The sequence below is a fragment of the Streptomyces sp. A5-4 genome, from assembly GCF_051131715.1.
Taxonomy (GTDB): Bacteria; Actinomycetota; Actinomycetes; order Streptomycetales; family Streptomycetaceae; genus Streptomyces.
Genome location: NZ_CP178591.1, coordinates 6979475 through 7000318, shown reverse-complemented (window position 1 = coordinate 7000318; position 20844 = coordinate 6979475). Strand labels below are relative to the sequence as shown.

The 20844-nt window shown below is 70.7% G+C and carries 18 protein-coding genes and 1 pseudogene; 10 read left to right on the top strand and 9 right to left on the bottom strand.

The features are described from left to right. Positions 1-122 precede the first annotated feature (122 nt). Positions 123-716 (top strand): hypothetical protein, encoded by a 594-nt coding sequence (locus ACLLJJ_RS32755; RefSeq protein WP_434597879.1) that lies wholly within the window; start codon positions 123-125, stop codon positions 714-716. Positions 717-1004: 288 nt separating this feature from the next. On the opposite strand, the gene ACLLJJ_RS32750 is transcribed toward ACLLJJ_RS32755, so the two are convergent. The 3 genes from ACLLJJ_RS32750 to ACLLJJ_RS32740 form a co-directional block, all read right to left on the bottom strand. After that, positions 1005-1760, bottom strand: a complete 756-nt coding sequence (locus tag ACLLJJ_RS32750; protein ID WP_434597877.1) for a dienelactone hydrolase family protein — start codon at positions 1758-1760, stop codon at positions 1005-1007. Positions 1761-2003: 243 nt separating this feature from the next. Then, positions 2004-2285: a Tn3 family transposase gene (locus ACLLJJ_RS32745; RefSeq protein WP_434597875.1), complete on the bottom strand. Its 282-nt coding sequence runs from the start codon at positions 2283-2285 to the stop codon at positions 2004-2006. A 453-nt stretch (positions 2286-2738) separates the two neighbouring features. Continuing rightward, positions 2739-3140: a nuclear transport factor 2 family protein gene (locus ACLLJJ_RS32740; RefSeq protein ID WP_434597873.1), complete on the bottom strand. Its 402-nt coding sequence runs from the start codon at positions 3138-3140 to the stop codon at positions 2739-2741. A gap of 167 nt (positions 3141-3307) precedes the next feature. Between ACLLJJ_RS32740 and ACLLJJ_RS32735 the strand changes: the two genes are divergently transcribed. Both ACLLJJ_RS32735 and ACLLJJ_RS32730 read left to right on the top strand, forming a co-directional pair. Further along, a complete protein-coding gene (locus tag ACLLJJ_RS32735; protein WP_434597872.1) occupies positions 3308-3919 on the top strand; it encodes a TetR/AcrR family transcriptional regulator in 612 nt (203 codons plus the stop codon). A gap of 135 nt (positions 3920-4054) precedes the next feature. Beyond that, positions 4055-4873 carry a recombinase family protein gene (locus ACLLJJ_RS32730; protein ID WP_434597870.1) on the top strand — a complete coding sequence of 273 codons (819 nt, stop codon included), beginning with the start codon at positions 4055-4057 and terminating at the stop codon, positions 4871-4873. 106 nt (positions 4874-4979) lie between these two features. Here ACLLJJ_RS32730 and ACLLJJ_RS32725 read toward each other — a convergent pair. After that, positions 4980-5666, bottom strand: a pseudogene (locus ACLLJJ_RS32725) (phosphotransferase); the annotation flags it as partial. A gap of 669 nt (positions 5667-6335) precedes the next feature. Here ACLLJJ_RS32725 and ACLLJJ_RS32720 point away from each other — a divergent pair. From ACLLJJ_RS32720 to ACLLJJ_RS32705, 4 genes are all read left to right on the top strand, one after another. Continuing rightward, the gene (locus ACLLJJ_RS32720) at positions 6336-6893 is read left to right on the top strand and encodes a DUF3291 domain-containing protein (RefSeq protein ID WP_434597868.1); all 558 of its coding nucleotides are present in this window, start codon (positions 6336-6338) and stop codon (positions 6891-6893) included. A 125-nt stretch (positions 6894-7018) separates the two neighbouring features. Further along, positions 7019-8446, top strand: coding sequence for an FAD-binding oxidoreductase (locus ACLLJJ_RS32715; RefSeq protein ID WP_434597866.1), 1428 nt, complete (start codon positions 7019-7021; stop codon positions 8444-8446). Positions 8447-8460: 14 nt separating this feature from the next. Then, on the top strand, positions 8461-9990 hold the full coding sequence (locus ACLLJJ_RS32710; RefSeq protein ID WP_434597864.1) for a helix-turn-helix domain-containing protein: 1530 nt from the start codon (positions 8461-8463) through the stop codon (positions 9988-9990). Between the two features lie 75 nt (positions 9991-10065). Beyond that, positions 10066-11280 (top strand): nitrate/nitrite transporter, encoded by a 1215-nt coding sequence (locus ACLLJJ_RS32705; protein WP_434597862.1) that lies wholly within the window; start codon positions 10066-10068, stop codon positions 11278-11280. Between the two features lie 190 nt (positions 11281-11470). Here ACLLJJ_RS32705 and ACLLJJ_RS32700 read toward each other — a convergent pair whose 3' ends face one another. Further along, positions 11471-11701, bottom strand: coding sequence for a hypothetical protein (locus ACLLJJ_RS32700; protein ID WP_434597860.1), 231 nt, complete (start codon positions 11699-11701; stop codon positions 11471-11473). 423 nt (positions 11702-12124) lie between these two features. On the opposite strand from ACLLJJ_RS32700, the gene ACLLJJ_RS32695 reads away from it, so the two are divergent. Next, entirely contained in the window at positions 12125-13399 is a 1275-nt protein-coding gene (locus ACLLJJ_RS32695; protein WP_434597858.1) for an LmeA family phospholipid-binding protein, read from the top strand. 84 nt (positions 13400-13483) lie between these two features. Here the strand turns inward: ACLLJJ_RS32695 and ACLLJJ_RS32690 are convergent, their stop codons facing one another. The 3 genes from ACLLJJ_RS32690 to ACLLJJ_RS32680 all read right to left on the bottom strand — a co-directional run bounded on the left by ACLLJJ_RS32690 (position 13484) and on the right by ACLLJJ_RS32680 (position 15966). Beyond that, entirely contained in the window at positions 13484-14317 is an 834-nt protein-coding gene (locus ACLLJJ_RS32690) for an alpha/beta fold hydrolase (RefSeq protein WP_434597855.1), read from the bottom strand. A gap of 144 nt (positions 14318-14461) precedes the next feature. After that, positions 14462-14860, bottom strand: a complete 399-nt coding sequence (locus ACLLJJ_RS32685; RefSeq protein ID WP_434597853.1) for a RidA family protein — start codon at positions 14858-14860, stop codon at positions 14462-14464. After that, complete coding sequence (locus ACLLJJ_RS32680) at positions 14857-15966, bottom strand: acyl-CoA dehydrogenase family protein (protein ID WP_434597851.1); 1110 nt, start codon at positions 15964-15966, stop codon at positions 14857-14859. The genes ACLLJJ_RS32685 and ACLLJJ_RS32680 overlap by 4 nt, the downstream gene beginning before the upstream one ends. 86 nt (positions 15967-16052) lie before the next feature. On the opposite strand from ACLLJJ_RS32680, the gene ACLLJJ_RS32675 reads away from it, so the two are divergent. Together ACLLJJ_RS32675 and ACLLJJ_RS32670 are read left to right on the top strand one after the other, a co-directional pair. Further along, the gene (locus tag ACLLJJ_RS32675; RefSeq protein ID WP_434597849.1) at positions 16053-17675 is read left to right on the top strand and encodes an AMP-binding protein; all 1623 of its coding nucleotides are present in this window, start codon (positions 16053-16055) and stop codon (positions 17673-17675) included. 4 nt (positions 17676-17679) lie between these two features. Continuing rightward, positions 17680-18516, top strand: coding sequence for a PaaX family transcriptional regulator (locus tag ACLLJJ_RS32670; protein ID WP_434597848.1), 837 nt, complete (start codon positions 17680-17682; stop codon positions 18514-18516). 52 nt (positions 18517-18568) lie between these two features. On the opposite strand, the gene ACLLJJ_RS32665 is transcribed toward ACLLJJ_RS32670, so the two are convergent. Further along, entirely contained in the window at positions 18569-20836 is a 2268-nt protein-coding gene (locus ACLLJJ_RS32665) for a bifunctional salicylyl-CoA 5-hydroxylase/oxidoreductase (protein WP_434597846.1), read from the bottom strand. Positions 20837-20844 lie beyond the last annotated feature (8 nt).

Below are 20844 nucleotides of genomic sequence, written 5' to 3'. Positions count from 1 at the left end.
GCGACAGTACCCCGGCCCCGGGGCTGCCGTCACGGCCCCGCCGTGCCCCTTCTCATCACCTGGAGACGGCTCAAACGCGCCGCCCTTCCCCAGATGGGGTGGGACCGGAATATGAGCGAAACGTGCCACGCGCCAGCGGCCAGGTTGGTCACAGGCGCGAATCGGTCGCCACCGGCGTCCTCGCCCCAGCCGCGAAGGACCAGGTCGACCTGGTCGACCTGGTCGGCCGGATCGGAAGAGCTGTCCTGGCCGGTCTCCTCCCGGCGCGGCGGGCACGCTTCAGCGCCCGGGCCGTCAAGGCGGGCACCTCCCGCTACCACGCATGGAACCGCCGCCCGGACGACACCAGGCCACTGACCAGTACCAACATCATCACCGTCGAGGTGACCGTCCACGAGCCGCAGCCCAGACCGGAGAGGAAACCGCAGGCCCTCGCACCCGGTCGGCGACCTGCCGTACCGAGATCCCCAGATCAGGCCGGACACACAGCACCCACGGGCACTCGCTGGCAGACCGTGCAGGCCATCCTGCAGCAGGCCCCGGAACACGCACGACGCGCCGAGGACCTCGCAGCCGCGCTCGGCATCACCGGCAAGAAGAAGCCGCACAGCTTCTACGTCCAGATGTCCGCCTGGGCCAGCCGGGGCCGACACGTCAAAGCCGTCCCCGGCACCTACCGGATCCCACTCCAGCCAGCGCTGGACACGGCCCCGTGATCCTTAACTTCGCGGCATTGAGCGACCACCTATGAAACACCGGTGTCCGGCCCGTCGGCGGAACCGAGGATGCCTTCCGTCGTTGAACTGATCATGGCGGCGACTCATCTGCGGGCTTGCGACGTTCCCGAGCTCCGCCAAGTGGGTCGGCACCCCCTCGTCACTCCCGAAGGTTGCGTGGAGGCTCCGATCTGGGCAGAGAGCGCGTCGTCGGCGTCCTGAGGCGTTGAAAGAAGGGACGGGACCGGAACACGCCAGAAATGCGCCGTAGTGACCGGTAAGCGCTGGTCAGCGGGTGGCCGAGCTTGGACTGACCAGATCCTCCGTCTCGGGCAGGCACTCGGAGAGCAGGTCGACGACGTCGCGCCAGGCTCGCTGCGCGTGCCGTGGGTGGTAGCCGACGCCGGGGACCACGGGGTGGTCGACCGGCGGGTGGTGGAAGGCGTGCAAGGCGCCGCCGTAGACCACGAGGCGCCAGTCGACGCCCGCGGCCTGCATCTCGGCGGTGAACGCGCCCCGTTGCGCGGGCGGCATGATCGGGTCTTCCGACCCGACCCCGGCCCACACCGGGCAGCGAATGCGCGCCGCCTCGCCCGGTCGGCCCGTGGTCAGCGCGTTGACTGTCCCGATCGCGCGCAGGTTGACGCCGTCGCGCCCGAGTTCCAGCCCGACGGCGCCCCCGGTGCCGTAGCCGACGGCGGCGATCCGGTCGGGGTCGGTCCGCGGTTCGGCGCGCAACACGTCGAGCGCGGCATGACCGATGCCCCGCATCCGGTCGGGGTTGGCGAGCAGCGGCATGCAACGGGCCAGCATCTCCTCGGGGTCACCCAAATAGCGCCCGCCGTGAAGGTCGAAGGCCAGCGCTACGTATCCCAGCTCGGCGAGAGCATCGGCCCGGCGGCGCTCGACGTCGCTGAGCCCCATGCCCTCTGGCCCGAGCAGCACCGCGGGCCGGCGGTCGACACCGGCCGGGAGTGCGAGGTGCCCGATCATCGTCAGACCGTCGGCCGGGTACTCGACCGCGCGCGTTGTAATCGTCGTCATGAGACTGGACTTTAGTGATCGTCGAGCCCGGTGGGGCCGGGGTTCACCGCTGGCAGACAGCGCGGATGTCCCTCTGAAATGCGGCGATGGCTCACAAGAACCGTCAAAAACCCTGTTCCCACGGCAGCGCTATCGGATCACCCGCCCAGGCCACGGTGTTGGAGGCTGACCCTAGCGGCAGGATTCTGGCGTATACCGGCCCGGCCCCCCTGAAGGGGCGTCACCAGCTAGGCACCTCACGGTTCAGGCGGCCTGGTCGAGGCCGGCGGCGGTCAGGTCCTGCTCGCGAAGCGGGGTGAAGTCGACGTCGAGCTTCGGGTCGTACGCCTCGGGCTGGATGCCGAGCTCGTGAGTGCTGTACTCGCCGAGCCGGTTGGTGTGCTCGGTCAGGTACGGCGAGATGTGCGCCAGGTCCTCCGGGTCGATTTCCCAGCCCTCCTCCAGCAGCTGACGGATGATCTCCGCGATGTCCAGGGCATTGTGGAAGATCACCGCGTTCGTGAGCAGCGCCGACCGCACCGTCACAGCCGCAGAGGACCGGACGTGACTGTCAAGCACGGGTCGGCCGCCGATTCCGGAAGTTCAGAGAATACGTGAACACCCTGATGCTCCAGGACATCCCGGACGAGCCGGATTGGGCAGACCTGCTCACCCCCGCCGACCGGCGCGGCCTGACCCGCTCTTCTGGTCCCATGTGCGCCCGTACGGCGAGGTCAACCTGGACATGGCCGCCCGCCTCAACCTCGCAGCAGCCACGGCGGCCCGCCCCCGCACTCCGGCGGACACCGCCGACCGATCGACCACGGAGACGCGATGACCGAGACGCACGACTTCCAGGACCTCACCGATCCCCGGATGAACGAGCCATCCTTGCGGGCTCACGATCTGCTTCGGGCCTATACCGCACGGGTGCGAAGCTGCCTCTCGGCCCCGGTCTCCCATCTCTGGCCCACGGTCGCAAAGTAACCGCTGCGTGGCCTACCTGATCGCGGTCGCCTGGGACCACACCGCTTGCCACTGGCCGTCGGTGTTCTCGTAGGTGTCGGTGTGCCAGTAGCTCGCGCGGGGTACCCGGTGGTGCCCGAAGATCACCTCAAGCGTGGCCTGGTAGCGGATGACGGCGGCGTTCCCATGGACGCGGACGTCGATGGGGCCGGGCTCCCATTCCACGTAGTTAATGTCTCCGCTGGTGATCGCTTGAAGGTATGCGTCTTTGGATAGCGCATGGCCGACGGGGGTGACGAGCTGGAATTCCGGTGCGTGCAGCTCGGAAGCAGAGCCGACGTCACCCGCGACGAGCGCGCGGAGCCGCGCCCGCTCGATCTCGCGGATCTGCTCGGCGATCGCACCGCCGGCCGGGACGGCTGCTGTCTGTGCCATGGGGTTTTCACTCCTGTGGGTCATAAATGTGGGCGCAGGGCGCGGGACACCTCGGGTGGCCGGGGACCGGTTCTTGGAGCACCCTCTGTGCCTTGTTGGACGGCGTGGAAGCTTCCAGCGTTTTGGACTTGTTGACGCTGAGAGTACATTGCGTCAGAGTGGTCGGCATGGCGGACGACCGAACGGAACACATCCTTAATGCCGCACTGACCGCTTTCTGTCAGTACGGCTACGGCAAGACCACCATGCAGGACGTCGCCCGAGCAGCCGGGATGTCCCGGGCCGCTCTGTACCTGCATTTCCCCAGCAAGGAAGAGCTCTTCCGGGCAGGGTCCCGCCGGGCGCACTCCCGCGCGCTCGGCGAAGTGGACACGGCTCTCGCCGAGCGGGGCGACGTGTTGTCGCGAGTCGATGCCGCGATGACCGCCTACTTCGGAGGACTCCTGGCGCAGATCTCGTCGAGCGTGCACGGCGGGGAAGTCCTCGACGCGAGTCTCGACGTCGCCGGGGACATCGTCAGCGAGGCCCATGCCGCTCTGGTCACCCGGCTCGCCTCCGCGCTGCATGCCGCCGAGGCATCGGGAGAAGTGCAGTTCTCGACCTCCGACGCGAACGCCGAGGACATCGCGCTTCTTCTCCTCGCGGTCGCGGACGGGCTGAAGAAGACGAGCACGGCCCTGCGGCCGCGGCAGGAGCGGAAGGCATTGTTCCTCCGCTTGGTGCACGCGGGAATCGCACCCCTGCGCCACCCGTCCTCAGAAGGCAACGCCCCGCGCTGACGTCCCCGCACTGCCCGCGCCCGTACCCGACGCCCCAGGAGCCCGGCCGCCCGGTTCCTCGGGACCCCGCCGCCCGCCGACTTCGCCGGCCTGTCGGAGCACATCCGCACGGCCTGGACGTCCGGCGGGCTCCCCGTGCCGGACCACCGCGGGCAAGGCCGCGCTCAAATAGACACCGCGCCCTTCCAGCTCGTCCCCGCCCTGCGCTCCGAACTGCACGTTGCCACCCCCGCCGTACGGCACCCCCGTTCGGTCTGGACGGCCCTGCCGGTGCAGAAGTTGGCGGCGCCGGCCGTGCCGATGGAGGTCCGGCTCGCGTACGCCCGTGTCTCCAGCCGCACCCAGGAGATCCAGTCCCAGATCGACGCCCTCGAAGCCTCCGGCGTGCACCGGCTGTTCCAGGAGCGGATCAGCACCCGGGTCCGGGAACGCCCCGAGATGAAAGCCGCCCTGGCGGCGGACCGAGAGTACCGCTCGCTTGGCGCGAAGGTCACCCTCGTGGTGCACGAGATGAAGCGCCTGGGACGCGGCGCCCTGGAGTTGCTGAAGGTCGCCGAGGAACTGCGGGACGTGGAGATCGAGCTGGAGTTCCTCACGGGCCCACTGGCCGGGAAGCACGATCCGGCCGGGCACGGGGCTGCCCTGTTCGCCTTCTTCGCCGCCATGGCGGAGTCCGAGCGCGACTACCTCCGCGACAAGACCCTCGAAGGTCAGGAGACCACCCGCAAGAACGGCAAGGCGATCGGCGGCGTCAAGGTCTCCGACGAGGACATGCTCGCCACCGCCCTGCGCCTGCGTGACCAGGAGCATCTGTCACTGCGCGAGTTCGCCACCCAGCTGGTGATCCGCAACGGAAAGAAGCGCGGCCAGCACCCCGCCCCGGCGACCGTCATGCGAATGCTGCGCGAGCACGACGAGCAGACGGCCGCGGCCGCCCTGGAGCCCGTCCGGTGACCGCCCACCGTGTCACCCTCCAGTCAAGGCCGACGGGTCACGCCTCGGCGGAAGTGGCGGCGATTGCCGTCGTTTGCGGCTGGTGACACGGTTCTTACCGGCACCCCAACACATGGTCGGGTCCCAGTTCGCCGTGCACGACCCCGTACGCGCGCGGCTGCACCACCGCCGCCAGGCCGAGCAGCCGTTCCTCCAGCCGGTCGCGGGCGCCTGCGATCCGCGAATCGCGCGAGGCCGCCTCGGCAAGGTCCCGCAGCCCACAGTCGAGAACCAACCCCTCGCACGACGTACCGCGCGACGTTCCTCCTGCGTCGACCACGGCCACCTTGCCGTACCCCGGTGCCCGGTGGCCCCGCATCGCCTCCAGCGACTCCGCGAGCCGAGCCATGACCGGAGCAGCGGCGCGCCGGTCGCGCGCGAGCAACTCCTCCAGGCTCTCCCCTTGAAGGTCCTCGACGAACGCAAGGTCGGCCGGGCAGTGGGCGCCGTCGCGGTCGACGAGACGGATCGCCGGGACCCGGACGCCAAGCGTGTCCAGCCGCGCGTGCGAGGCCTGGAACAGATCGAGCCCGAGGCCGGGCGAGAAAGGGTCGGTGAGGTCGTCGTCGCCCTCGGCCGCCGGCCAGTAATTCTCGGCGTCATCCCATAGGTAGGCGATCGCCGTCGAGGCATCGTCCATCACCAGGCGGTACACGCCCTTCTTACTGCCGCCCGCGACCCGTTCGGCTGCCTCCAATCGTCGCCCGCCGCCCAGCGCGGCCTGCGCCGCACCCGCCAACTGCTCCCGCGTCACTGCCCCTCGGTGCCACGTTCCGAACCGCCTCTCTGCCACGACAACCCGCGCCCCCTACGGGAGCATCGACGTGGGGGCGATTGGTTTGTTCCGGATCCGAGCACGCGCTAGCTCTGGTGCCCTGGGTGACAGTTGAATACCAGAGCAGTACCGAGGACCGAGAGCGCCTGACCCCGCCCGTCTGCTGTCTCACCCAATCCAGTCGACGCAGGTCAGCGAGATCCCGCCGACCAACTTCGCTGAGACAGGACACCCGGTTGTCCTTCGACAGTGCACCCGCTCGCTCCGTCATCCAGCCCGGGCGACGCCGACAGCGCCGCCGATGTCGCCCCGGCACACCGACTTGAGCGGGTTGTCGATGCCGCTTCTCGGCATTCGCCGGGCCGATGCGGACTTCCACGGCGGCAGGCAGCGCCAACCGCCCCAGTTCCCGCCAGGACCTGTGCGAGAGGCCACTTGGACCGGGAAATCGCAACTTCGACATGGCTCACAGAGGCAGTTACCTTCAGCTGGCCTTCGGTGGTCGGCCACGGTCGCACAAGGGTTCCTACAGGTTGGGCCACCCGCGACGGGACGAGGACGAGTCGGTCACGCCCCACGAACCCTCGCCCCCATGCGTAAGCCACCGAACCGGGTCCACGCCAGGCAGCACCAACCAGGGAGAGACGCATGCCCCATCTTGCTCTGTACACATTCGGCGTCCTGAAGTCACCTCTCGCCGATCCCGCACCTCTCATGCGCGAGTTCAACGACAGCGGTGAGGCCGTCTACCGGAAGATCAGCCGGCATCCCGGATACCTCGCTCGTGCTGAAGCGGCAGGCGGCGTCCGGGGCACACTCTTCAGCTCGGACTGGGGTGCGTGGGGAGAGTTCGCCGTACCGACCTGGTACGGCAAGGGCCGTACGGTGGAAACCACGGCCCTGGCCGCGACCCTCTCGCTCTGGACCGACCCGCGCCCCGCCTTCGACGCCATCTACACCGGTCTGCACCGTGCGGCACTGAACAGGCGTTACGACTGGTTCGAGAGGACAGGACACCCGGCTTACGTGACCTGGTGGGTCTCCGACGGCGTGACACCCACCTGGCAGGACGGGGTTGCCAGGCTGGAGCACCTCCACGACCACGGCTCCGCGCCGCACGCCTTCACCTTCCACCACTCGTTCGCCCCGGACGGAACTCCGACCAGGGTCACAGGCGTCGGGCCGGAGAGCGACCAGGATCACTGACAGGGAAGCCTGAACGACTGGTCGCTGTCGACGACGAACCCGGGAGTACGGCCGCGACGAGCACACCCGTACTCCCGGGGAAAACTTGACGGCAGGTGTCAGGTTTCCGCGGCACGATCCCCGTCATGACGAACCACTTCACGACCACCCAGGTCAAGACCCTGAGCGACCGCGTGCGGGGACCCGTCCTGCTGCCGGGCGACGAGGGATTCGACGAGGAACCGGCCGGGTTCCAGACGGCGTACCAGCACCGGCCTGCCGTGACCGTCGGGGCGAAGGCCACCGAGGACGTGCGCGAGGCCGTGCGGTTCGCGGCGGCGCACGGGCTGCCGGTCGCCGTGCAGGCCACCGGGCACGGGCTCTCAGTGGCGACGGACGGCGGAATGCTGATCACCACCCACCGGATGGACACCGTCCGGATCGACGCCGGGGCGCGGACCGCGTGGATCGAAGCGGGGGCGCGCTGGGAGCAGGTGGTCGAGGCGGCGGCGCCGTACGGGCTGGCGCCGTTGAGCGGATCGGCGCCGGGGGTGGGCGCCGTCTCGTACACCCTGGGCGGCGGGATCGGGCTGCTGGCCCGGCAGTTCGGGTACGCCGCCGATCAACTGCGCAGCGCCGCGATCGTCACCGCGGACGGGCGGCTGAGGCAGGTCGACGCGTCGAGCGACCCCGAGCTGCTGTGGGCACTGCGCGGGGCGGGGCACAACTTCGGGGTGGTGACCGGCATCACCGTGGGCCTGGTGCCGGTCGGCCCGGTCTACGGCGGCGGGATGTACTTCGACGGCGGCCGGGCCGAGGACGTGCTGCGCGCCTATGCCGACTGGGCCGGCACCGCACCCGACGAGGTCACGTCCTCGGTCGGCCTGATCCCCTACCCGGACCTGCCGCAGCTGCCCGAGCCGCTTCGCGGCCGGTACGTCGCACATGTGCGGATCGCGTTCAACGGAACACCGGAGGAGGGCGAGCGGCTGGTGGCGCCGGTGCGGGCGGTCGGGCCCCGGCTGATCGACGACCTGCGGGAACTCCCCTACAGCGAAGGCGCATCCATCTATCAGGACCCGCCCTTCCCGCACGCGTACAGCGGGACCAACGCCATGGTGCGCGAGCTCGATCCGGCCGCACTGCGCGCCGTGCTCGAACTGACCGGCCCCGGCGCGCCGTTGATGCACGTGGTGGACCTGCGGCAACTGGGCGGCGCGCTGTCGCGCGAGCCGGCCGGGGCGAGCGCGGTCGGCAACCGCGCGGCGCGGTACATCCTGCGGGTCGTCTCGATGCTGGCGGGCCCGGACGCGGTCGCACAGGCCAGGGAGGTGCACGACCGGGTGGCGGCGGCGCTCGCGCCCACGGCCACCGGCAGCTCGCTGCCCTTCCTCTACGGCGACGGGGAGCGGGCGACCGAGGCGCAGACCCGCACCGGCTACAGCGAGGAGACCTACCGGCGGCTGACCGCGCTCAAGACAGCCCTCGATCCCGGCAACCTGTTCCGGTACAACCGGAACATTCTCCCCGTCACTCTGGTGGCGCATCCCAACGAGGCTTCATCTCATATCTGAGATAACCTGCCGCTATGGCAGACGACTACCTCGTACGCATCGGCAAGCTCATCCGTGACGCCCGTCAGCACCGGGGCTGGACACAGACTCAGCTTGCCGATGCGCTCGGCACCAGCCAGAGTGCCGTGAACCGCATCGAACGCGGAAACCAGAACATCAGCCTTGAGATGATCGCGCGTATCGGCGAGGCGCTCGACAGTGAAATCGTCTCACTCGGGTACTCAGGTCCCATGCATCTGCGTGTAGTGGGCGGTCGACGCCTCTCGGGCTCCATCGACGTCAAGACGAGCAAGAACGCCTGCGTGGCGCTGCTCTGCGCCTCGTTGCTCAACAAGGGGCGCACGGTCCTGCGCCGGGTGGCGCACATCGAGGAGGTCTACCGCCTCCTTGAGGTGCTGAGCTCCATTGGCGTCCGGGCGCGCTGGATCAACGACGGCAAGGACCTGGAGATCATCCCGCCGGCCCATCTCGACATGGCGGCCATCGACGAGGAGGCGGCGCGCAGGACCCGGAGCATCATCATGTTCCTCGGTCCGCTGCTGCATCGGACGGACCGGTTCACGCTCCCGTACGCGGGCGGCTGCGACCTCGGCACCCGGACCATCGAGCCGCACATGATCGCGCTGCGCCGCTTCGGCCTGGAGATCACCGCGACCGAGGGCATCTACCACGCCGTGGTGGAGCGTTCGACGGGGCCGGACCGGCCGATCGTGCTGACCGAGCGCGGCGACACGGTGACCGAGAACGCGCTGCTCGCGGCCTCCCGTTACAACGGCACGACCGTGATCCGCAACGCCTCGTCGAACTACATGGTCCAGGACCTCTGCTTCTTCCTGGAGGCGCTGGGTGTGCGGGTCGACGGGGTCGGGACGACCACGCTGACCGTGCACGGCGTGCCGAACATCGACGTGGACGTGGACTACTCGCCCTCCGAGGACCCGGTCGAGGCGATGAGCCTGCTCGCGGCGGCCGTGGTGACGGAGTCCGAGCTGACCATCCGTCGGGTGCCGATCGAGTTCATGGAGATCGAGCTCGCGGTGCTGGAGGAGATGGGTCTCGACCACGACCGCTCCACCGAGTACACCGCCGACAACGGCCGTACGCGCCTGGTGGACCTCACCGTCCGGCCCTCCAAGCTGGAGGCGCCGATCGACAAGATCCACCCGATGCCGTTCCCCGGCCTCAACATCGACAATGTGCCGTTCTTCGCGGCCATCGCGGCCGTCGCCCAGGGCAAGACCCTCATTCACGACTGGGTCTACGACAACCGCGCGATCTATCTGACGGACCTCAACCGCCTCGGCGCGCGCCTCCAGCTGCTCGACCCGCACCGCGTCCTGGTCGAGGGCCCGACGCGCTGGCGCGCCGCCGAGATGATGTGCCCGCCCGCGCTGCGGCCGGCCGTGGTCGTGCTGCTGGCGATGATGGCGGCGGACGGCACGTCCGTACTGCGCAACGTGTATGTCATCAACCGCGGTTACGAGGACCTGGCCGAGCGCCTCAACTCGATCGGTGCGCAGATCGAGATCTTCCGGGACATCTAGCGGCGGCTCGCGCACCCCTCCACGGGTAGGCGAGTCACCCCGGAATGCCCCGGTACGTATGCCAGAGTCGGCCGGATGAACACGCGCTCCGCACCAGCCGTGGCCGGGGTCAGTGCCCCCGGCGCCGCTGCGTACCGCAATATCGTCATGGCCACCATCGGCTTCACGCTGACCTTCTGGGCGTGGGACCTGATCGCTCCGCTGGGCACGGCCTACAAGGACCGGCTGGGACTGTCCTCCTTCGAACAGTCGCTGCTGGTGGCCGTTCCGGTGCTGGTGGGCTCGCTCGGCCGGATCCCGGTGGGCGCGCTCACCGACCGGTACGGCGCGCGGCTGATGTTCCCGCTGGTCTCGGCGCTGACCATCGTGCCGGTGCTGTTGCTGATCCCGGCGAAGCACTCGTTCGCCGCGATGCTCGCGGTCGGCTTTCTGCTCGGGCTCGGCGGTACGACGTTCGCGATCGGCATCCCGTTGGTCAACTCGTGGTTCCCGCCCGCCAAGCGGGGCCTCGCGCTCGGGATCTTCGGCATGGGCATGGGCGGGGTGGCACTGTCCGGGTACTTCACCCCGCGCATGGCCAAGCACAGCGAGAACCTGCCCTTCCTCGTCGTCGCCCTCGCGCTGGCCGTCTTCGCGGTGCTCGCCGTGCTGCTGATCACCGACCGCCCCGACCGGCCCGTGCCGACGACCTCGCTGGGCAACCGGCTGGGGCAGGCCGGGCGGTTGCGGGTGACGTGGGAGCTTTCGGCGCTGTACGCGATCGGGTTCGGCGGCATCGTCGCCTTCGGGGTGTATCTGCCGACGTACCTGAAGACCTGGTACGAGATGTCACCCACCGAGGCCGGCACCAAGGCCGCGGGCTTCGCGCTGGTCACCGTGGTGTTCCGGCCGATCGGCGGCTGGCTCTCGGACCGCGTCCACCCCGCCCTCGTCACGGCCACCGCGCTGGGCTTCCTCGCGCTGATGGCCATCGTCCAGGCCTTCGACCCCACGCTGGACCCGGTCGGCACGATCGCGCTGCTGTGCATGGCCGCGGGGCTCGGCACCGCGAGCGGCAGCGTCTTCGCGCTCGTCTCCCAGGTCACTCCACAGCCGCAGGTGGGCAGCGTGACCGGGATCGTCGGAGCCGTGGGCGGGCTCGGCGGGTTCGTGCCTCCGCTGGTGATGGGCGCGATCTACAGCACGAAGGACTCGTACTCGATCGGCTTCATGCTGCTGTCCGACCTGGCGCTCGCCGGGTGCGTGTACGCGTACGGGCGGATGCGCACGATCACGCCGACGCGGGCCTGACGACCCGACGAGCCGACGGGTTGACGGCCTGACGCGTGGGGCCCGATGGCCTGTCGCGTGGGGCCCGATGGCCTGTCGGGTGGGGCCCGGTGGCCTGTCGGGTGGGGGCGGGGGCCGCGGACCCCGCCCGTCGTCCGCCCGACCGGATTCCCGACCGGATTCGCAGTCGGATTCGCAGTCGGATTCGCGGTCAGCGCTCGGCGTCCTCGGGCCAGACGCGCAGATAGTGCGCGCGGTTCTCTTCCGCGGACAGCAGGGGCCACAGGGCGACCTTCCGGCCGAGATGCGCCGACAGTACGTCGTGGACCGCCGGGTCCTCGGAGCCGATCGGCGCCGACTCCCCGCCCGGCAGGCCCAGTTCGACGCGGTCGGAGGGGCCGGAGCGCGGCGGCTGCGGGTAGCGGACGTGGATGTCGAGCATCTCCGGGAGCTTGCGGGCGTCCGCGACGCAGGCGCGCTCCTGGTCGCGCAGCGCCCAGCGCCGGTGCCCAGCAGCCCCTGCGTGGCCCGGTCCGGCATCGCCGAGGCCGATTCACGCCGTTGACCACCGTGTCCGACGCGGCCGCGATGAGGCCAACTGCACACAGCAGGTCAGCGTCGGTATGGATGGTGGATGCGCTGGCCGAGTCCTTCCGGCTCCGCCGCAACGGCGCGGTCGGATCCGTCTCGACCTGGAGCCACCTTCTCCACCGGGAGCAGCATCCCGGCGGCTTGATCAATTGGTCGGGCGAGCCGGGTGACGGGAAGGTGAACGAGCCGAATCCTGGCCATAAAACTGACCAAAACCGGAGGTAACAGCAATCGAGTTTGCGTTCGAGGGAGGCTCGCATGGTGGGATGAGCCGATGCGACCCCCCACACGCATAGCCGGACACCTGCCCAATCCCTACGACGAGCTCGCTCAGCTGGCCCCACCGGAGCCTGACCCCACCGACGACCACCAGGAGCACGGCGGCGAACACCGCAGGAAGCAGAGCGGGAGCGCCGGCAGCGACAGCTACGACGACCCGCTCGGTCTGGGGCTCGCACCGGACGACGAGGACGACGACTGGGCCCCGCCCAACCATCGCGGCAAGAGCCGACTCGCGGCCGTCCCCGTCACGCTCAAGCTGGTCCTCACCAGCCTGCTCGTGGTCTCTTTCCTGCTGCTCTCCGACCGTTTCGCCGTGCTGTACGCGCAGAGCAAGGCCGAGGACAAGCTCCAGGAGTCGCTCGGGCTCGCGACCGCGCCCGAGGTCAACATCCACGGCTTCCCCTTCCTCACACAGGTCCTGGACAAGCGGCTCGACAAGGTCGACGTCGCGGTCCCCGACGTGGCCGCCGACCGGGTCTCGCTCGCCGAAGTCCGGGCCACCGCGAAGGACATCAGCATCGTCGGCAGCCTCCCGTCCTCGATCGAGGGCGCGGTCATCGGCAGCGTGCACGGCGACGTACTGCTGTCCTTCGACGACCTGAACCGTGAACTGGGCTCGTCACAGGCCAAGTTCACCAAGGACGGCACCAACCGGGTCCGGGTGGACGGCTCACTGCCCGTCGCGGGGCACGAGGTGCGCATCGAGGCCGAGGCCCATGTGCGGCGCGAGGGCGACCAGGCGGTCTCCACCACGGTCGACCACATGCAGCTCGACATCCCCGGGCTGGTCATCTACCGGCCGGGCAAGGACCCCAAGTCCTCGGGCCTGCGCCTGCATCCCGAGGCCGCCGAGGCGATCAGCCGCGAGGGCGCGCGCATCAAGGCGATGCTGGCAGTGCCCGCGGTCGTGGACCGGCTCGGCGTGCCCAAGGCGCGGGTCGATCAGGCGTTGCGCAGCGAGAAGGAGCTGAGCAGGCTCACCGGCTCACCGCGCTTCGTCGAGCAGCTGATGAAGGTCAACCTCGTCGATGTGGTCATCGACAACCCCTGGCTGCTGAAGAAGGTCGGCATCGACCCCAAGCTGGTCGCGGCGCTGCTGAGCCTGCGACCGCCGGAGCTCTCCGAGCAGCTCTCGCTGTCCTTCCGGCTGCCCAGGACGCCCGGCGATCTCCGGCTGCGGGACATCACGGTGGAGAGCGAGGGCATCAGGGCGGACCTGGCAGGCACGGGTCTGACCTTCGGCAAGGTGGCGGCGGGCCAGAAGTAGCGGACAGGGGGTGGGGCGGGAGCCGCCCCTGTCCCCACCCCTGTCGCGGGAGTGGACCAGGACGCGGCCGGCGGAGGCCCCCGGTCAGCCCCGCTCGGCGATGAACTCCCGCAGAGCCGTGGACAGTAGCTCCGGCTGGTCCTCCGCGATCAGCGTGCAACTGTCCTCGACCTCGATCAGTCTCCCCTGCGGCAGTACGTCCGCCAGCCGCCGTCCGTGCGCCCGCGGCATCATCCGGTCCTCCGTCGCCCACACCACCAGCGCCGGCTTGTCGAACTTCCTCATCCCGTCCACCGCTTCGAGCAACTCCGTTTTGCGCACCGCCCTGTTGTAGCGACGGAAGTCGTTTCGGATCGCCTTGTCGGTGAGGAGCGGCTTCAGCCAGCCGTCGATGATCTCGTCCGGCACCGGCCGCTTGACGAGGGCGCCCAGGCCCACGGGCAGGCGGCGCAGCGGGCGCAGGGCGAGCGTACGGATGAGGAGGGCGACACCGCCCGGCAGCCTGCACGCCAGCCCAATGAGCTTGCCGGGTACGCCGGGAGGGTAGTTGTCGAACGCCTCGCAGGACGTGAGCACGAGCCGGGCCAGCCGCTCGGGATGCTTGGCGGCGACGGTCTGGGCGCGCCCGCAGTCGTTCTCGACGAGCGTGACGTCGGTGAGGCCGAGCCGCTCCATGAACTCGACGATCAGCTCCACCACGGAGTCGGGGCCGAGCGGTACGTCGAGGCGCATCGGCGTTCGGTGCGATCCGTATGGGAGGGTCGGGGCGACGCAGCGGTGGTCGGCGCGCAGGTCCGCGACGACTTTGCGCCACACCGTCCGGTCGTGCACCAGGCCGTGCAGCAGAACGACGACGGGGCCCTCGCCTCCGGTGTCCTCGTACTCGACGGTCCCCGCGGTGAGTTCGATCTCGGGCACGGATGCTCCTGTCCAGGTCCGGTACGTCGGTTGCGCACACCCTGCCACGGGAGATCGCGGGGACGGGCCCGGTCCGGACAATCGGCCCCGGCGCCGGGCGCCCAGGGCTCCGGGTGCTCGCGGCCGGTCGCGGGGGCGCGGCGCTCAGGGCAGTACGGCCACTCCGTCCAGCTCCACCAGGGCCTGCTCGTCCCACAGCCTGGCCGCCCCGATCACGGCCATCGCCGGATAGTCGCGGCCCGCCAACCGCAGCCAGATCCGGCCCAGTTCGGCGGCGTGGGTCCGGTAGTCGGCGACATCGGTGGCGTACACGGTGACCCTGGCCAGGTCGGCGGGCGCGCCGCCGGCCGCGTGCAGGGCCGTCAGGAGATTGGCGAGGGCCGTCTCGAACTGGTCGGGGAGGTCGGCGCCGACCACCTTGCCGTCCTGGTCGAGCGCGGTCTGCCCGGCCAGGAAGACCAGCCGGGAGCCGGTGGCGGTGACCGCGTGGGAGAAGCCGCTCGGCGGGGAGAGTTCGGCCGGGTTGATGCGGTGCAGGGTCATCGGTAAAGCTCCTTCGCGATGATCGTGCGCTGGACCTCGGTGGCGCCTTCGTAGATGCGGGGGGCGCGGACCTCACGGTAGAGGTGTTCGAGAAGGTGGCCGCGCTCCAGCGCGCGGGCGCCGTGCAGTTGGACCGCGGCGTCGACGACGTACTGGGCGGTCTCGGTGGCGTACAGCTTGGCCATCGCGGCCCGCCGGGGGACGCCGGGTGCGCCCGCGTCGTAGGCAGCGGCGGCGGCGTACACCAGGAGCCGCGCGGCCTCGGTGCGGGTGGCCATCTCGGCGACCTGATGGGAGACGGACTGGAGGTCCTTCAGGGGGCCGCCGAACGCGGTACGCCGGGCCGTGTGCGCGACGGTCGCGTCGAGGGCGGCCTGCGCCATGCCGACGGCGAAGGCACCGACGCTGGGGCGGAACAGGTTGAGCGTGTCCATGGCGACGCGGAAGCCCCGGTCCACCTCGCCGATCACATCGGCGGGAGTCACCGGGACGGCGTCGAAGGCGAGGGCGCCGATGGGGTGCGGCGAGAGCATGTCGAGCGGGGTCCCGGTCAGCCCCGGCCGGTCGGCGGGGACGAGGAACGCGGTCACTCCGCGGGCCCCGGCCCCCTCGGTCGTACGCGCGAACACGGTGTAGAAATCGGCGTACGGCGCGTTGGAGATCCAGCACTTCTCACCGGACAGGCGCCACCCGTCGCCCTCCGGTACGGTCATGAGCGAGAGCGCTGCGGCGTCCGAGCCCGCGCCCGGCTCGCTCAGCGCGAAGGCGGCGACCGCCCGGCCCGCGGTCACTTCGGGCAGCCAGCGCGCACGCTGCTCCGCCGTGCCGAACCGTGCCACGGGCGAGGCCCCGAGCCCTTGCAGGGCAAGGGCTGTCTCGGCCTCCGTGCAGGAGCGGGCCAGCGACTCACGCATCAGGCAGAGGTCGAGGGCGCCGGAGGTGAACAGTCGCTCCAGCAGACCCGACGCGCCCAGCGCCTCGACCAGAGGGCGGTTGATCCGGCCCGGTTCTCCCTTCTCCGCGAGGGGGCGCAGCCGGTCGGCGGCGAGCGCGCGCAGCTCTTCGCACCACCCCTGCTGTTCCGGTTCGAGCGCGAATCCCGGCATAGAGCGGCACCCCACTTGTATCGCGGACCGTTGACTGTCGTCACCCAAACGATACGCTCCAGAGGCGACAAGGGGGCGATCCCGTCATGGAGCTGAATACCTCAGCGCACGTCGATACCTTTCCGCGCGACCAACTACCACCCACCGACCAGTGGCCGGCACTCGTCTTCGACTCACCGGACTCACCCGGCCCGCGCTACCCGGACCGGCTCAACTGCGGGGCCGAGCTGCTCGACCGCACCGTGGAGCGCTTCGGCGCCGAGCGGCCCGTCTTCCGGACGGCCGACGGTGAGGTGTGGACGTACGGCGAGCTCCACGACCGGGTCGACCGGATCGCCCACGTCCTGACCGCCAATCTCGGCGTCGTACCCGGCAACCGCGTCCTGCTGCGCGGCCCCACCACGCCCTGGCTGGCCGCCTGCTGGCTGGCGGTGATGAAGGCCGGGGGCGTCGCGGTGACGGTGCTCGCGCAGCAGCGGTCGGCCGAGCTGGCGACGATCTGCGAGATCGCCCGGGTCGGCCATGCCCTGTGCGACGTGCGCTCCGTGGACGATCTGGTGAAGGCGGAGGTCCCCGGGCTGCGCATCACGACGTACGGCGGTGACGCGCCCGACGACCTGGTACGGCTGGCAGCCGTCAAACCCGCGCGGTACACCGCCGTCGAGACGTCCGCCGACGATGTCGCGCTGATCGCCTTCACCTCGGGGACGACCGGGCGGCCCAAGGGATGCATGCACTTCCACCGGGACGTGCTGGCCATCGCCGACACCTTCTCGCGCCATGTGCTCAAGCCGGAGCCGGACGACATCTTCACGGGCAGCCCGCCGCTCGGCTTCACCTTCGGCCTCGGCGGGCTGGTGATCTTCCCGATGCGGGCGGGCGCCTCCGCACTGCTGCTCGAACAGGCGGGCCCCAAGCAACTGCTGCCCGCGCTCGACCGGCACCGGGTCTCGGTGCTGTTCACCGCGCCCACCGCGTACCGGGCGATGCTCGACGACCTGGGCTCCCACGATCTGGGCGCGCTGCGCCGCTGCGTCTCGGCCGGGGAGAACCTGCCCGCCTCGACCTGGCAGGCCTGGTACGAGCGCACCGGGGTGCGCATCATCAACGGCATCGGTGCGACCGAGCTGCTGCACATCTTCATCTCCGCGGCGGACGAGGCGATCAGGCCCGGCACGACCGGGCTCCCCGTACCGGGGTGGCACGCGCGCGTGGTGGACGCCGCCGGCCGGCCGGTGGCCGACGGCGAGCCGGGGCTGCTGGCGGTGCGCGGGCCCGTGGGCTGCCGCTATCTCGCGGACGAGCGGCAGCGCGACTATGTGAAGGACGGCTGGAATCTCACCGGCGACACCTACGTGCGCGACCCCGACGGCTACTTCCGTTACGTCGCCCGCGCGGACGACATGATCATTTCCGCCGGGTACAACATCGCGGGACCGGAGGTCGAGGACGCGCTGCTGCGCCACCCCGACGTGGTGGAGGCCGCGGTCGTCGCACGGGCCGACGAACGGCGCGGCCAGATCGTCGTCGCGTACGCCGTACTGCGCGAAGGCGCCCCGCGCGACGAGGACACGGTGGCGCTGCTGCGCGACTTCGTCAAGGCCGAGCTCGCGCCGTACAAATGCCCACGCGAGATCGTGTTCCTGGACGCCCTCCCGCGCACCCCGACCGGCAAGCTCCAGCGCTTCCGCCTCCGGGCCGTAGAGTGATCGCGTGGCCGACCAGCACACTCCCCGCTCCCTGATCGTCACCCTCTACGGTGCGTACGGCCGATCCCCGGGCGGGGGCGGCGAGCCGATGCCGGTGGCCTCGCTCATCCGGCTGCTGGCCGCGGCCGGCGTCGACGCGCCGTCCGTGCGCTCCTCGGTCTCCCGCCTCAAGCGCCGCGGTCTGCTCGTCGCCGCGCGGACGACCCGCGGGGCGGCCGGCTACGCCCTGTCCGAGGACGCCCGCCAGCTGCTGGACGACGGGGACCGCCGCATCTACGAACACCCGACGCCACGGCTGTCCGACGGCTGGGCGCTCGCCGTCTTCTCGGTCCCCGAGGCCGAGCGCAGCAAGCGCCACCTGCTGCGCTCCCGGCTGGCCCGCCTCGGTTTCGGCACGGCCGCGCCGGGCGTGTGGATCGCCCCCGCGCGGCTGTACGAGGAGACCCGCCACACCCTGGAGCGTCTGCGACTCGCGCCCTACGTCGACCTGTTCCGCGGGGAGCACCTCGGTTTCGCCGCCACGGCCGGGGCGGTGGCACGCTGGTGGGACCTGGCGGCCGTCGCGAAGCAGCACGAGGAGTTCCTGGAGCGGCACGAGCCGGTACTGCGGGCCTGGACCGCGCGTGGCGCGTCCGCGACACCGCCCGCTTCGCCGGAGGACGCGTACCGGGACTATCTGCCGGCCCTGGACTCCTGGCGGCGCCTGACGTACGCGGACCCGGGCCTGCCCACGGAACTCCTGCCCGAGGACTGGCCGGGCACCCGGTCGGCGGAGGTCTTCGGCACGCTGCACGCGCAACTGTGGGAAGCGGGCGCGCGGTTCGTACGGGACGAGGGCTGAACCGGCTCCCGGCCCCCGCCCTGCCCGCACCTGGGCGGCCGGGGCACGGAGGTCACGACAGGCTGAGCCGCGGCTTCGGCCCGTCCGTGCGGCCGGTCGGGGGCTTGCGGCTGCCTGCCCGGTACGGGAGGGGCCATGGTGCGCCGGGGCCGGTGTAGTCCTGCTCGGCCGCCGCGTGCAGAGTCCAGTGCGGGTCGTACAGGTGCGGGCGGGCCAGCGCGCACAGGTCGGCGCGACCGGCGAGCAGCAGGGAGTTGACGTCGTCCCACGAGGAGATCGCGCCGACCGTGAGGACGGGTGCGCCCGACTCGTTGCGTATCCGGTCCGCGTACGGGCTCTGGTACGAGCGACCGTACTCGGGCGCCTCGTCGGAGACGACCTGCCCGGTCGAGACGTCGATGGCGTCGGCCCCGTGCGCGCTGAAGGCGCGCGCGATCTGCACCGCGTCCTCGGCCGTCGTGCCGCCGTCCGCCCAGTCCGTGGCAGAGATCCGGACCGTCATCGGCCGGTCCTCGGGCCAGATGTCGCGCACCGCGTCGAAGACTTCGAGAGGAAAGCGCAGCCGTCGGTCGAGCGAACCGCCGTAGGCGTCGGTCCGTTGATTGGTGAGAGGGGAGAGGAAGCCGGAGAGCAGATAGCCGTGCGCGCAGTGGAGTTCGAGGAGATCGAAGTCGCAGTGCGCGGCGCGCCGGGCCGCCGAGGCGAACTGCTCGCGGATTTCCAGGAGTCCGGCCCGGTCGAGCTCGTGCGGGACCTGGTTGACACCCGTGCGGTACGGGAGCGGGGAGGCGGCTGACAGGGGCCAGTTGCCTTCGGGCAGGGGCTGGTCGATGCCGTCCCACATCAGCCGTGTCGAGCCCTTGCGGCCCGAGTGGCCGAGCTGGAGACCGATCGCGGTGCCGGGCGACTGCTCGTGCACGAAGTCGGTGATCCGGCGCCAGGATGCGGCCTGTTCGGGGGTGTAGAGGCCGGTGCAGCCTGGGGTGATGCGGCCCTCGGGGCTCACGCACACCATCTCGGTCATGACCAGGCCCGCTCCCCCGAGGGCGCGCGAGCCGAGGTGGACGAGGTGGAAGTCGCCGGGGACGCCGTCCACCGCCTTGTACATGTCCATCGGCGAGACCACGACGCGGTTGCGCAGGGTCAGGCCGCGCAGCGTGAAGGGGGTGAACATCGGCGGTGTGCCCGGCGGGCAGCCGAAACCGGCCTCCACGTCCCGGGTGAAACCGGCGTCGCGCAGCCGCAGATTGTCATGGGTGACGCGGCGGCTTCGGGTGAGCAGGTTGAAGGCGAACTGCCGCGGGGGCTGGTCGAGATACGTGCCCACCTCCTCGAACCAGCGCAGGCTGGCGGCTGCCGCGCGCTGCGTCGACTCGACGACGGGGCGCCGCTCGGTCTCGTACGCGGCGAGGGCCGACGCCCGGTCGGGCTGCTCCTCGATGCAGGCGGCCAGGGCGAGGGCGTCCTCGACGGCGAGCTTGGTGCCGGATCCGATGGAGAAGTGCGCGGTGTGTGCGGCGTCGCCGATGAGCACCGTATTGCCGTGCGACCAACGGTCGTTGACGACTGTGCGGAAGGGGATCCACGAGGACTTGTTGCCGCGCAGCGGCCGACCGCCGAGCGCGTCGGCGAAGATCTTGGCGCACCGCTCGGTGGATTCGGCCTCGTCGCAGCGGTCGAGCCCGGCCGCCCGCCAGACCTCCTCGCGCATCTCGACGATGACGGTGGAGGCGTCCTGGGCGTAAGGGTAGCCGTGCAGTTGCATCACGCCGTGCTCGGTCTCGGCGATCTCGAAGCGGAAGGCGTCGAAGGCGAAGTCGGCGGCGAGCCAGATGTAGCGGCAGCGGTGGGTGGTGATGCGGGGCGCGAAGACATCGGCGTGCGCCGCCCGGGTGAGGCTGTGCACGCCGTCCGCGGCGATGACCAGGTCGTACGCCGTGGAGAGTTCGGCGGCGGGCGGCGCCTCCTCGCGGAAGCGCAGGACGACGCCCAGCGAGCGGCAGCGCTCGTGCAGGATCTCCAGGAGCCTGCGGCGCCCGAGCGCGGCGAAGCCGTGGCCGCCCGAGGTCAGCCGGTGACCGCGGTGGACGACGTCGATGTTGTCCCATCGTACGAACTCGGCCTGCAGCTCACGGTAGACGACCGGGTCGGCGTGCTGGATGCCACCGAGGGTCTCGTCGGACAGGACGACGCCGAAGCCGAAGGTGTCGTCGGGGCCGCCCCGCTCCCAGACCGTGACGGAGCGGGTGGGGTCGAGCCGCTTGAGGAGGGCCGCCGCGTACAGCCCGCCGGGCCCGCCACCGACCACGGCGACGCGCATGACGCGAC